Below are 12,542 nucleotides of genomic sequence, written 5' to 3'. Positions count from 1 at the left end.
AGCAATGGGAACATTACTCTTGTGCGGGTGGAACGTGAAATATTCCCTGATCATTTTGGCATCACTCACGGTTTTGGGGGGGTGCTCCCCGGTGGGCACGCAGATGAGGGCATGGAAAGGCGCTCCTCTGAACGAATTGATAAACCGGGTGGGAGCTCCCTCGTCAGTGTCGGCCGACAGGGGGGGGTACCGGCTGTACCACTGGTATGAAGACCGCGGCGCGGTCTACACCTATGGCGGTATGGTGAACCTGAGCTGCGACCGGACCATCGGCGTGGATGACGACGACTTCATCATCTCGGTCGACTGGCGCGGCAACTGCATCGCGCCTGTCGATTCGCCCTGGGCGCGCACCAACGATACGCAGAGCATAGGAGTCAGCCAATGAAGATCAGTGACCGTCTTTCTTCGCGCGACGTGGATAAAAAGGGGAAACAGGAATCTCTCGGCCGGTCGGACATTGCCGGATCGCCGTTTGTCCGGACTCTTGCCCGCAACCGGTCGGAGTTCGAAAACCATGAGCAGGAATTGCAGGTCCTCAAGGGCGAGTTGGACAAGGCCGGCAACGAGCTGGAACGGGAGCCGACCATTGCCAATTTTCGCACGTTTCGCGATCTCATCGGCCGCATCACGAAAAACGTCACATCCCATGCCTACCGGCTCCAGCGGGTGGGGGGGACGACCCTCAACCCACGTTGCTTCGAAATCATCACCGTGATCGACCGAGAGGCCGACAATCTCTATCGCCTCATCATGACCGAGAACAAGGATCGTCTCGCCATCACCAACAAGATACTTGAACTCAAGGGGCTCGTCATTGATCTGAAAATCTGAATGCGCGGGCCCATTGCCCGCGTCAAAATTTCAGCATCACCTCCTCAACCTTTGACATTTCCGATGGGCACGAGCCGTGCGACCCGCCGGCTCAGATGCGACAGTTCGGTGGCCTCGGCCACGTCGTCAATGTTTTTGTAGGCATGCCCCGCCTCTTCGGCCAGTCCTCCCCAGGACGCGGTCCGCACGTAGATGCCGCGCTCCTCCATATCCCGCTGCAGTTTCTGCCCCTTGACCAGCTTTTTCGCCTGATGGCGGCTCATGGTCCGGCCGCTGCCGTGCGCGGTGGTGAAGAAGGTGTCGCCGCCTCCCGGGTCGCCTGCCAGCAGATAGGAGCCGGTTTCCATGCTGCCGCCGATAATGACCGGCTGGCCCGTTTCCCGGTAGCGGGCGGGAATCCCCTCCATGCCGGGGCCAAAGGCCCGGGTGGCGCCCTTGCGATGAACCAGCAGTTCGCGTTTTTTCCCGTCCACCAGGTGGGTCTCCAGCTTGGCGGTGTTGTGGGCCACGTCATAGACCATATCCATGCCCAGATCGCGCGGGTCGCGACCGAATACGTCCGAAAAGACCTCGCGGATGCGATGGAGGATGACCTGGCGATTGGCAAAGGCCATGTTCACCGCGCACTTCATGGCGGCAAAGTAGTCCTGCCCCTCGCGGGAGCGGAAGGGGGCGCAGGCAAGTTCGCGGTCATTGGTGCGGATGCCGTACTTTTTCTCCATGACCGACAGGAAAAGCTGGAGATAGTCGGTGGCCACCTGGTGGCCGAAGCCGCGGCTGCCGCAGTGGAACATGATCACCACCTGGTTCGGTACGGTAATGCCGAATGCCCGGGCGGTATCCTCGTCGAAAATGTTCTCGGGGCGGGCCACCTGGATTTCCAGGTAGTGGTTGCCCGAGCCGAGGGTCCCGATCTGGTTGTATCCCCGGTCAACGGCTCTCTGGCTGACCTTCGTGGCATCGGCTCCGGTGAAGCAGCCGTGCTCTTCGGTCATCTCCAGGTCTTCGGGCCAGGCGTAACCGTGTTTCAGGCACCAGGAGGAGCCCTGCTCGGCCACGCGGCAGAACTCGTCGTGGGACAACCGCACAAAGCCATGGCTCCCGACCCCGGCCGGCACCCGGTAGAAGAGGGCGTCCACCAGCTCACGCAGGCGCGGCTTTACCTCTTCATAGGTGAGGGTGGTCAGAACCAGCCGCATGCCGCAGTTGATATCGAAGCCGATGCCGCCGGGGGAAATGACCCCCGTATCCGGGTCCATGGCCGCCAGCCCGCCGATGGGAAAGCCGTATCCCCAGTGGCCGTCAGGCATGCAGAAGGCGTATTTCTGGATGCCCGGCAGGCAGGCCACGTTGGATACCTGCTCGAAAACGCCTGCGTCCATGGCGTTGATGAGTTTTTCCGTGGCAATGATGCGGGCGGGAACGAGCATTCCCTGCTTGTAGGATACGGGAAGCTCCCAGATCGTTGCAGATATTCTCTTCAGCGCTGCCGGTGCCGTCATGGCTCGTTCACCTCTCCTGTAAGCTAATTCTCCGATGTTCCAACTATACCTCAAATTCAGCCAGCCATTCCTCGAAGATGACAACCTTGTGATCGCCATAACGCAGCAGATTCGCCCTCACTTCGTCGGGGTGCTTTTCGTGGTCGAGGGAGCGGGGTTTTTTTGAAAAGAACAGGTCGGCAAAGCAGACGATTCGCTCTTCCCGGCTGAGGGGAACCATGTCGCGCCGGGGCAGGGGCAGGCTCTGACGTTCGATGTCCTCCACGGTGAGGCCGACACCGATATGGCGCTCGCAGACGAGAGCATGCCGGGGTAGTCCTTCGGCCTCCAGAATCTCCCGGCCGATGATGCCGTGGAGGATATAGGGGGCCTCGCCGGTGCAGCCGATGCCCGTGGAATTGGTCCGGCAGACGCCGATGTCGTGGAGCAGGGCCGCTTCTTCTAGGAACCGCAGATCGAGCGACGGATCCCGGAGCCGGCGAGCCACGGCCAGGGCCTTGGCCGCCACGTGGCGGCTGTGGGCAAGCACAATGCCGCAGGCCGTAGTGGCTGGGCCGAAATGCCGTGCGAGCAGATTTTCGGGGGTCATGGGCAAACCTCTTTCGCGCTGGAAGTGATGTCTCATTATCCGGACCTTGGCGCTGCTCTGTCAATCATGCATTTACCCGGTGCAACCCCGCGTCAATGGGCTAATTTCTTGACCTTTCAGGAGTCTTCGGTGTATTCTGGCGCGTATTTCCCGCACTGGAGACCTCATGGCCCGACCCACCTGGGACGAATATTTCATGGAGATCACACACCTGGTGGCCAAGCGCTCGACCTGTCTGCGGCGTCAGGTGGGTGCGGTCATCGTCAAGGACAAGAACATCCTTGCCACCGGTTACAATGGCGCGCCCTCAGGTGTGGCCCACTGTCTCGACGTGGGATGCCTGAGAGAGAAACTCGGCATCCCGTCCGGCGAGCGCCATGAACTCTGCCGGGGCCTCCACGCGGAGCAGAACGCCATCATCCAGGCGGCCAAGCACGGCACCAATATCGACGGGGGCACCCTTTACTGCACCACCATGCCGTGCATCATCTGTTCGAAGATGCTCATCAATGCCGGCATCCGGCGCATCGTGTACGAAGAGGGATACTCGGACGACCTTGCCCGCGAGATGATCGGCGAATCCGGCGTAGCAGTGGAGCGATTTTCCGACTTGAAAGGAAGAGCGTCATGAAATGTCCGTTCTGCGGTCAACTCGACAGCAAGGTGGTGGACTCGCGCCCCGACAAGGGTGGGGCGGCCATCCGCCGTCGGCGCGAATGCGAGTCGTGCGGCAAGCGGTTCACAACCCACGAACGGATCGAGGAAGTCCTTCCTCTGGTGCTCAAGAAGGACGGGCGCCGCGAGCCATTCGACCGGCTCAAGCTCATCGCGGGCATTCAGAAGGCCTGTGAAAAGCGGCAGGTGTCCCGGGAAACCATCGAACGGCTCGTGGACCGGCTGGAGGCCCGCCTGCCGGAGCTCGGGGAAAAGGAAGTGCCGAGTACCACCATCGGCGAATGGGTCATGACCGAGCTCCATGACATCGATGAGGTGGCGTACGTCCGCTTTGCCTCGGTCTATCGCTCCTTCAAGGATGTCAACGAGTTCATGTCCGAGCTCCAGGATCTTCTCAAGAAGTAGCAGCCCCACTCCCATGACATCTGTCCATGAAAACATGATGCGGCGTGCCCTTTCCCTTGCCCGAAAAGGCATTGGCAAGACGTCCCCCAACCCTGCGGTGGGGTGCGTGATCGTGCGTGAGGGCACCGTGGTCGGCGAGGGGTGGCACCGCAAGGCCGGCACACCCCATGCGGAGGTCCACGCGTTGCGCGAGGCCGGTCCGCTGGCCCGCGGGGCTGACGTTTATGTAACGCTCGAGCCGTGCTCCCACTTCGGCCGCACCCCCCCGTGCGCAGATGCCCTGGTTGCTGCGGGAGTAGCACGTGTCTTCGTGGGAATGGTTGATCCGAACCCCAAGGTCTGCGGCACAGGGGTCGCCCGTCTCGAAGCGGCAGGTATCCGGGTAATTACCGGCGTACTGAATGGGGAGTGCCGGCTGATTAATGAACCCTTTGCGAAACACGTGTCCACAGGGCTTCCTTTCCTCACCCTCAAGAGCGCCCTGACCCTTGATGGGAAGACAGCCACTCTGTCTGGTGATTCGCGCTGGATAACTAACGATAAATCAAGGCGGTACGTGCATCGACTTCGAGCGATGGTTGATGCCGTTATGGTGGGGGCCGGAACCCTGCTGGCCGATGACCCCGAACTCACCGTGCGCCACGTGAAGGGGAAAAATCCTCTCAGGATCATAGTGGACAGCAGCCTCAGGATACCACATCAGGCACGGGTTCTGGGAGATGACCTGGCCCGCGGCACCATCATCGCGACCACGTCAGATGATCGGGATCGAATAGCTTCTCTGGAGACGCGGGGAGCGCAGGTCATCCGTTGCGCATCCGACAAAGGTCGCGTGGACCTGCGCGATCTCATGGAGCGCCTTGGCGCCAGGGGAATCCAGTCGATCCTGCTGGAGGGGGGAAGCGAGCTTGCCGGTGCGGCTCTCCGTCAGGGACTCATCGACAAGTTCATTCTCTTTTACGCCCCCCTATTTCTGGGCGGTGCCGACGGCATCGGGTTGTTCGGCGGGGCATCGGTGGAGCGCATGGAGCGGGCATTCCGCCTTGAAACGGCGCGGGTGCGGCGTTTCGGCGGCGACATCATGATCGAGGCCTATCCGGAGGAAGCATGTTCACGGGATTGATTGAAGATGTGGGTACCGCGCGGCGGTTGGAGCGCCGGGGAGAGGCGGCACGCCTTGCCGTGGCCACGGCGCTGCCGCTTGAGTCCGTGAATCTGGGCGACTCGGTCGCAGTGAACGGGGCCTGTCTCACGGTGGTGGCAAAGGGGGGCGGCGAGCTTACCTTCGACGTTTCCCCCGAGTCATTGGAGCGCACCACGATCGGCAGTCTGGCAACGGGGGCTCCGGTCAACCTGGAGCGGGCTCTCCGCCTTGGAGACCGTCTCGGCGGCCACCTGGTGACGGGGCATGTGGACTTGGTGGCAACAATCGAGGGACGTCGCGAGGTGTCCGGCAACATCCTGTTCACCTTCCGGATGGCTTCCGGATTCAGCCGTTACCTGGTGGCCAAGGGCTCGGTGGCCGTGGACGGCATCAGCCTGACGGTAAACACGGTTGACGCCGACTCGTTTTCGGTCAACGTCATTCCCCATACCGCTGCGAAAACGACCCTGGAGCACCGTCGACCGGGCGACCGGGTCAATATAGAGACGGACATTCTCGGCAAGTACATCGAACGGCTCCTGGGAGGCGGTGGGGAACCCCGAAAGGGGGATAACGGGGTAACCCTTGAGCTTCTTGCAAAGAACGGATTTTTGTGAGATATGAAATGATTACCTATGTAAGGGACGGAGAGACCAATGCCGGTTGCACGTATTGAGGAAGCAATTGAAGACATCCGTCAGGGCAAGATGGTGATCCTGGTGGACGACGAGGACCGTGAGAACGAAGGCGACCTGACCATGGCCGCGGAAATGGTAACCCCCGAGGCGATCAACTTCATGGCCCGGTTCGGGCGGGGGCTCATCTGCCTCACCATGACGACCGAACGGTGCGATCATCTCCAACTGCCACTCATGGTTTCGGCAAACACTTCCTCCTTCGGCACGGCCTTCACCGTATCCATCGAGGCAAAACGGGGGGTGACCACCGGCATCTCAGCGGCGGACCGGGCCCACACCATTCTGACCGCTGTTGCCGATGACGCAAAGGCAGATGACCTCGCCCGTCCGGGCCACGTGTTCCCGCTGCGGGCCAAGCCGGGCGGAGTGCTCGTTCGTGCCGGCCAGACCGAAGGCTCGGTCGATCTGGCTCGTCTTGCCGGGCTCAAGTCCGCTGGCGTCATTTGTGAGATCATGAACGACGACGGCACCATGGCGCGAATGCCGCAACTCAAGGTTTTTGCCAGGGAGCACGGAATCAAGATCTGCACCATCGCGGACCTGGTGGCCTATCGGCTCAAGCACGAGTCCCTGGTGAGGCGTGCGGCAGACGTGCTTCTGCCCACGGATTTCGGGGAATTCCGGGCCATTGCCTTTGAGAACGACGTTGACCGGCTGGAGCACTTGGCGCTGGTCAAGGGAGAGATCAGGGGGGATGAGCCGGTGCTCGTCCGGGTGCATTCCGAGTGCATGACCGGCGACGTTTTCGGCAGCCTGCGCTGCGACTGCGGCAGCCAGCTCCATCGGGCCATGGAGATGATCGAGGCCGAAGGGCGCGGGGTCATCCTCTACATGCGCCAGGAAGGACGCGGCATCGGCCTGTTCAACAAGCTGAAGGCCTACGCCTTGCAGGACGAGGGGAAAGACACGGTGGAGGCGAACCTGGCCCTTGGCTTCAAGCCCGACCTGCGTGACTATGGCATCGGTGCCCAGATTCTCGTGAACCTGGGGGTGCGGAACATCAGGCTGCTGACCAACAACCCTCGCAAACTGATCGGCCTCCAGGGCTACGGCATCAATATCCTGGAGCGGGTTCCCATCGAAATCCCGCCCACCACGACGAATCTCGACTATCTCAAGGCCAAGCGCGAAAAGCTCGGTCATTTGCTGGAAAACATCTGAGGAGGATACCATGCCCCGATTCATCGAAGGCAAGCTCGACGCCACCGGGCTTCGATTCGGCATTATCGTGAGCCGCTTCAACAGCTTCATCGGCGAGAGGCTTCTTGAGGGTGCTGTGGACGCCCTGGTCCGCCATGGTGGTGATGATGGCGACATCGACGTCGTCAGGGTTCCCGGGGCCTTTGAGATCCCGCTCACGGCCCAGAAACTGGTCCAGAAGGGGAACTACGATGCCGTAATCTGCCTCGGCGCCGTGATCCGCGGCTCCACGCCCCACTTCGATTACGTGGCCGCCGAGGTTTCCAAGGGGGTCGCGCATGTTTCCCTGGCCACCGGCGTGCCGGTCGTCTTTGGCGTGCTTACCACCGACACCATCGAGCAGGCCATTGAGCGGGCCGGAACCAAGGCGGGGAACAAGGGCTTCGATGCGGCCGTGACCGCCATCGAAACGGCGCGCCTCTACCGGGAGCTCCGCTAGTGGGCGCCCGCCGCCTCGGCAGGGAGCTGGCCCTGCAACTGCTGTACTCACGGGATTACGCTGCCGGCGAGGCTGCGCCGCTCCTGGAGCTCGCACTGGACGAATCAGAGCCCGGAGCGGCGGCGGGGCGAAGCTTTGCCGACGACCTGGTCCGCGGGGTCCTGGAGCACCGCCAGGAGATCGATACTGCCATCACCGGCGCATCGAAGAACTGGTCCATCGGCCGCATGGCCCGGGTTGACCTGAGCATTCTGCGAATGGCCATGTACGAGTTGCTGTTCCGGCCCGACATTCCCAAAAACGTCACCATCAACGAAGCCATCGAGGTGGCTAAAAAGTTCGGCACCGAGGACTCGCCGGCATTCATCAACGGCATTCTGGACGAGATCGCCTCAACGCTCCCCGACAAGGGGTAGCGGCCCCAACTCATCCCGACAGGCACCAGAACGAGGAAACATGAAAGAGATCAAGATCGGACTCATCGGCTTCGGCACCATCGGCACGGGTGTCGCCAAGCTCCTCCAGGCCAACGCCGGCCTCATTGCCGACAAGGTCGGCGCCGCGGTTACCCTTAAAAAGATCGCCGATCTGGACATAACCACCGACAGGGGCATCGAGCTCCCTCCGGGAACGCTCACCAGCAACGTGGCCGAGGTACTCGATGACCCGGAGATCAGCGTGGTGATCGAGCTGATCGGCGGCTACGAGCCGGCCAAGAGTTTCGTGCTGCGGGCCATCAACAACGGCAAGCACGTGGTCACCGCCAACAAGGCCCTGCTTGCCCTGCACGGCGAGGAGATCTATCCGGCGGCCGCGGCCAAGGGGGTCGAAGTCCTCTTCGAAGCGGCGGTCGGCGGCGGCATCCCGGTCATCTCGGCCATCCTGGGGAACATGGCGGCGAACAACTTCACCACGGTGTTCGGCATTCTCAACGGCACATGCAACTACATCCTCACCCGCATGACCCAGGAAGGGGCCGATTTTGCCGATGTTCTCAAGACCGCCCAGGAGCTTGGCTATGCCGAGGCCGATCCGACCTTTGACATCGAGGGGGTCGATACCGCCCACAAGCTGGCGCTGCTGGTCTCCCTCTGCTTCGGGACAAAGGTTGATTTCAACGCCATCCACACCGAGGGGATCAGTTCCATCTCGTCCGTGGATATTGGTTTTGCCCGGGATTTCGGGTACAAGATCAAGCTGCTGGCCATTGGCAAGCGCACCGGTGATACCGTGGAAGCCCGCGTCCATCCGACCATGATCCCGGTCAACTACCCGCTTGCCGATGTGGACGGGGTCTTCAACGCCATCCGCTTCACCGGCGATTTTATCGGTCCCGTCATGTTCTATGGCCGCGGCGCCGGCATGGAGCCCACTGCCAGTGCCGTGGTGGGCGACGTCATCGAAATCGCCCGGAACATCCTTGCCGGCGTGGGCCGCCGGTGCGCGCCCCTCGGCTATCGGGACGAGGCAGTCACGACCCTTGCCCTCAAGCCCATGGGCGAGATCGAGGGCAAGTACTATCTCCGTTTCGGCGCCGTTGACAAGCCCGGTGTGCTGGCAAAAATTTCGGGTGCCCTCGGCAGGTACGACATCAGCATTGAATCAATGATCCAGAAGGGGAGAAGCGCCGGTGAATCGGTACCCATCGTGATCATGACCCATGAAGCCCGGGAAAGGGACATTCGTGCGGCCCTGGAAGAGATCGACACCTTTGAGCTCATCAGCGAAAAGAGCAGATTCATCAGGATCGAGGATAATCTGGAATAGAAACGTCTTCCCGCACGTTGATGCCGGAGAAAGGCAGCCATCGCAGGCTGCCTTTTTTCATGGCGGAAGGACAGTTACGTCGGTGTCGGCGGTTGGGATGAGTTGGGTAAAATAGTGGATGGAGGCGTAACGGCCCGATGCTATGGGAGTAACCGCGGAGCTGTAACGGCTCACATAGACGAGATGAGCGATGCCGTACTCCTCGGCGGTGCCGAGGTTTGTTTCGCTGTCTTCTCCGAGCATCGTCCGCGATGGTTCGTAGGGAATCCGTTCCCTCAGTTTTCCCCAAAACTGCACGTCCTCCTTGGGCAGTCCAAGGTCGTGGGCGGAAATGATGCCGGTGAAATAGTGCCCGAGCCGGGTTTTGCGCATCTTCAGGGAGAGGGTCTTGCCGTGGGCGTTGGTCACGAGCCAGGCCTGTTTGCCGTGCTGGCGAAGAAAGAGCAGGAACTCCACCACGCCGGGGTGGACAGCGATGAGGTGATCGACTTCCTGCTTGAGAACGGGGATGTCGAGTCCGAGCCGCTCCGACCAGTAATCCAGGTCGGTCCAGTTCAGGGTCCGCTCCTGGGAGCGGAACAGGGCATAGAGAAGGATTTTCGCTTCGTCCAGGGGAATGCTGTTCCGGGCGGCATAGCGTTTGGGTACGTGTTCGAGCCAGAAATGGTCGTCGAAATGGCGGTCGAGCAGTGTCCCGTCCATGTCCAACAGTACGGTGTCGATGCCGTTCCAGTCAAATTTCATGGCGTATCCTAGCGGGAAAGACCCTTAGCGGGCCTTTTCCTCGATGAAGGTTCTGATCTGCTCGATACGTGAGTCAAGCACCTCGCACCGGCTCGGCAGGTCTTCAATCCCTTTGAGCGACGGGGGGCGCGGCGGTTCGAACCCTACCGCGCGCACCACGGCATCGGCGAATTTTGCCGGGTGGGCGGTGGCCAGGCAGATGACTGGCGTGCCGTCGGTCACCAGGTGCCGGGCAGCCCGCACGCCCACTGCCGTGTGGGGATCAAGGAGGTAGCCGGTTTCACGGTGGAAGGAGGCGATGGTGTCGACGGTCTCTTCCTGGTTGACCGAATAGGCGAGGAATTCGGTGCGCACGTGCGCCATTTCGGCATCGGAGAAGTCGATCCGGCCCCGGTCGGGAAGCGTGGTAAAAGCCTCACGGACTCTGGCGGGATCTTCTCCGAAGAGATAGTAGGCATAGCGTTCGAAATTGGAGGCCAACTGGATGTCCATGGACGGCGACACAGTGGGCACCACGGCGCTCAGCGAATAGTCTCCGTCATTGATGAAGCGGGCAAGAATGTTGTTCTCGTTGGTGGCCAGGAGCAGTCTGGCAATGGGCAGTCCCATCCGCTTGGCCACGTAGCCGGCGAAAATGTCGCCGAAGTTGCCCGTGGGGACCGAGAAGACAACTTCGTCGCCAATGGTCTTTGCCACGCGGAAGTAAGAGTGGAAGTAATAGACCACCTGGGCCAGTACCCGGGCCCAGTTGATGGAGTTTACGGCGCCGAGAGCGTAGCGTTCCTTGAAGGGGAGATCGTTGAACAGGCTTTTGACGATGTTCTGGCAATCGTCGAAGGTGCCGCGCACGGCAATGTTGTGCACGTTGGGATCGAGCACCGTGGTCATCTGCAGCGCCTGGACCGGCGAGGTCTTGCCGTGGGGATGGAGGATGAAGATGTTGATGTTCTCCTTGCCCCGCACGCCGTAAATGGCGGCACTTCCCGTGTCGCCGGACGTGGCGCCGACGATGTTCATCCGTTCGTGCCGCTCCTGCAGCAGATATTCGAAGAGGTTGCCCAGGAATTGAAGCGCCACGTCCTTGAATGCGAGGGTGGGGCCGTGGAAGAGCTCGAGGATGTGGAGACCGCCCCGCTCCACGACCGGCGTCACGTCGGGATGATCGAAGGTGGCATAGGAGCGGTCGATGAGACTGCGCAGGTCATCGGCCGGGATGTCGTCGGCGTAGCGGGAGATGATCCGGAAGGCGAGTTCCTGGAACGGCAGCGTCCTCCATGTCGCGAGCGTGTCCCGGTCGATGGCCGGTATCGTTTCCGGCAGGAGAAGCCCCCCATCGGTGGCGAGCCCCATCATGACCGCGTCTTTGAAGCGAATGGGCTGAATGGTTCCTCTGGTGCTGATGTAGCGCATGACTGGTCCGTTCTTGAAGGGATTGCCGCGCTCCCTGCCCCTGAGCAGACGGCGTTGGTATCTTAGCAGCAAACGTGTGAAAAGTGAAGCGGTCGCTCCCGCTGTTCCTGTGGTACTATTAAAGGCGGCATTCCGACCCACGTCTCCTGAAAGGCTCTGTTCATGCACCTCTTGAAGCGCGCTGAAATGCTCAACGTCATCGACACGCTGGCCACCGACTACCTCAAGGGCAAGGTCCGGGCGATCCGTCTGTCGGTGATCGCGCTCCTTTCCGGCGGGCACATCCTGCTGGAAGACATACCGGGCCTGGGCAAGACGACCCTGGCCCTCGCCCTGGCACGGGCCCTGGGGCTCTCCTTCGGCCGGGTCCAGTGCACGAGCGACCTTCTGCCCTCGGATATCACAGGCCTCTCCATCCTCAACAGGGACGAAAACCGCTTTACCTTCATGCCTGGCCCCATCTTCAACAACGTGGTGCTGGTGGACGAGATCAACCGCGCCATGCCCAAGACCCAGAGCGCGCTTCTGGAGGCAATGGAGGAGCGGCGGGTCACGGTGGAAGGCACCACCCACCCGCTGCCCGAGCCTTTCCTGGTCATCGCCACCCAGAACCCGGTGGAGCAGGTGGGGACCTATCCGCTCCCCGAATCGCAACTGGACCGCTTCGTGGTCCGCAGCGGCATCGGCTACCCGCCCGAGGCCATCGAAAAGGCCATCATCAAGGGAGGGAGCATCCGTGACGGCATCCGCCACCTGGAGCCGCTCGTGACGGTTGACGACATCACCGAGGCCCAGCGGACGGTCCGCGAATCCATCTACCTGTCCGACAAGGTTGTTGACTACATCCATGCCATCGTTGCGGCCACCCGCAGCCACCATGCCGTGACGTCGGGCGTTTCCACCAGGGGGGCCATTGCCATGGCCGAAACCGCCAAGGCCCACGCCTATCTGGAGGGGCGCGACTACGTCATTCCCGAGGATGTGAAGGCGATTGCGGCGCCGGTTGGTGCGCACCGCCTGATCCTCGGCTTTGACAACGAGAACCTGGACAAGGGGGAGCTATTACACGCCATCCTCGCCACCATACCCGTTCCGCTGGCCTGAGGCTGACCCGGCCCGGCATCGCCTATATCGC

At 61.5% G+C, this 12,542-nt stretch carries 15 protein-coding genes; 11 read left to right on the top strand and 4 right to left on the bottom strand.

Features of this window, described 5'->3' with window-relative positions; translation table 11 throughout:
* Positions 1–103 precede the first annotated feature (103 nt).
* Together AC6CDK_RS00650 and AC6CDK_RS00645 are read left to right on the top strand one after the other, a co-directional pair.
* The gene (locus AC6CDK_RS00650) at positions 104–388 is read left to right on the top strand and encodes a hypothetical protein (protein ID WP_226048254.1); all 285 of its coding nucleotides are present in this window, start codon (positions 104–106) and stop codon (positions 386–388) included.
* Positions 385–834, top strand: a complete 450-nt coding sequence (locus AC6CDK_RS00645; RefSeq protein ID WP_039644845.1) for a YaaR family protein — start codon at positions 385–387, stop codon at positions 832–834. Before AC6CDK_RS00650 ends, AC6CDK_RS00645 begins: the two co-directional genes overlap by 4 nt.
* 44 nt (positions 835–878) lie before the next feature.
* Here AC6CDK_RS00645 and AC6CDK_RS00640 read toward each other — a convergent pair whose 3' ends face one another.
* Positions 879–2,336 (bottom strand): RtcB family protein, encoded by a 1,458-nt coding sequence (locus AC6CDK_RS00640; protein WP_039644843.1) that lies wholly within the window; start codon positions 2,334–2,336, stop codon positions 879–881.
* 43 nt (positions 2,337–2,379) lie between these two features.
* Positions 2,380–2,925: an HD domain-containing protein gene (locus AC6CDK_RS00635; protein WP_192905228.1), complete on the bottom strand. Its 546-nt coding sequence runs from the start codon at positions 2,923–2,925 to the stop codon at positions 2,380–2,382.
* 166 nt (positions 2,926–3,091) lie between these two features.
* On the opposite strand from AC6CDK_RS00635, the gene AC6CDK_RS00630 reads away from it, so the two are divergent.
* Genes AC6CDK_RS00630 through AC6CDK_RS00595 form a run of 8 tightly spaced genes read left to right on the top strand, consistent with a single transcriptional unit; the run spans position 3,092 to position 9,253 of the window.
* Positions 3,092–3,556, top strand: coding sequence for a deoxycytidylate deaminase (locus AC6CDK_RS00630; RefSeq protein WP_039644840.1), 465 nt, complete (start codon positions 3,092–3,094; stop codon positions 3,554–3,556).
* On the top strand, positions 3,553–4,005 hold the full coding sequence (gene nrdR / locus AC6CDK_RS00625) for a transcriptional regulator NrdR (RefSeq protein WP_010942330.1): 453 nt from the start codon (positions 3,553–3,555) through the stop codon (positions 4,003–4,005). The genes AC6CDK_RS00630 and nrdR overlap by 4 nt, the downstream gene beginning before the upstream one ends.
* A gap of 13 nt (positions 4,006–4,018) precedes the next feature.
* Positions 4,019–5,128: a bifunctional diaminohydroxyphosphoribosylaminopyrimidine deaminase/5-amino-6-(5-phosphoribosylamino)uracil reductase RibD gene (gene ribD / locus AC6CDK_RS00620; protein ID WP_066357445.1), complete on the top strand. Its 1,110-nt coding sequence runs from the start codon at positions 4,019–4,021 to the stop codon at positions 5,126–5,128.
* Positions 5,113–5,766, top strand: coding sequence for a riboflavin synthase (locus AC6CDK_RS00615; protein WP_039644837.1), 654 nt, complete (start codon positions 5,113–5,115; stop codon positions 5,764–5,766). Before ribD ends, AC6CDK_RS00615 begins: the two co-directional genes overlap by 16 nt.
* 39 nt (positions 5,767–5,805) lie before the next feature.
* Entirely contained in the window at positions 5,806–7,008 is a 1,203-nt protein-coding gene (locus AC6CDK_RS00610) for a bifunctional 3,4-dihydroxy-2-butanone-4-phosphate synthase/GTP cyclohydrolase II (protein WP_039644834.1), read from the top strand.
* A gap of 10 nt (positions 7,009–7,018) precedes the next feature.
* A complete protein-coding gene (gene ribH / locus AC6CDK_RS00605) occupies positions 7,019–7,486 on the top strand; it encodes a 6,7-dimethyl-8-ribityllumazine synthase (RefSeq protein ID WP_039644832.1) in 468 nt (155 codons plus the stop codon).
* On the top strand, positions 7,486–7,902 hold the full coding sequence (gene nusB, locus AC6CDK_RS00600) for a transcription antitermination factor NusB (RefSeq protein ID WP_039644830.1): 417 nt from the start codon (positions 7,486–7,488) through the stop codon (positions 7,900–7,902). Before ribH ends, nusB begins: the two co-directional genes overlap by 1 nt.
* 40 nt (positions 7,903–7,942) lie before the next feature.
* Complete coding sequence (locus AC6CDK_RS00595) at positions 7,943–9,253, top strand: homoserine dehydrogenase (protein ID WP_039644828.1); 1,311 nt, start codon at positions 7,943–7,945, stop codon at positions 9,251–9,253.
* Between the two features lie 57 nt (positions 9,254–9,310).
* Here the strand turns inward: AC6CDK_RS00595 and yrfG are convergent, their stop codons facing one another.
* Both yrfG and thrC read right to left on the bottom strand, forming a co-directional pair.
* A complete protein-coding gene (yrfG, locus tag AC6CDK_RS00590) occupies positions 9,311–9,997 on the bottom strand; it encodes a GMP/IMP nucleotidase (protein ID WP_039644825.1) in 687 nt (228 codons plus the stop codon).
* Positions 9,998–10,021: 24 nt separating this feature from the next.
* Positions 10,022–11,407 carry a threonine synthase gene (gene thrC / locus AC6CDK_RS00585; RefSeq protein ID WP_066357443.1) on the bottom strand — a complete coding sequence of 462 codons (1,386 nt, stop codon included), beginning with the start codon at positions 11,405–11,407 and terminating at the stop codon, positions 10,022–10,024.
* A gap of 162 nt (positions 11,408–11,569) precedes the next feature.
* Here thrC and AC6CDK_RS00580 point away from each other — a divergent pair, with 162 nt between their 5' ends.
* Positions 11,570–12,511, top strand: coding sequence for an AAA family ATPase (locus AC6CDK_RS00580; protein ID WP_039644823.1), 942 nt, complete (start codon positions 11,570–11,572; stop codon positions 12,509–12,511).
* The last annotated feature ends 31 nt before the right edge of the window (positions 12,512–12,542 follow it).

It is taken from the genome of Geobacter sp. PheSNFMC, from assembly GCF_059620965.1.
Note: the sequence above shows the minus strand (reverse complement) of the source record. Positions and strands in the feature narration are given on the sequence as shown.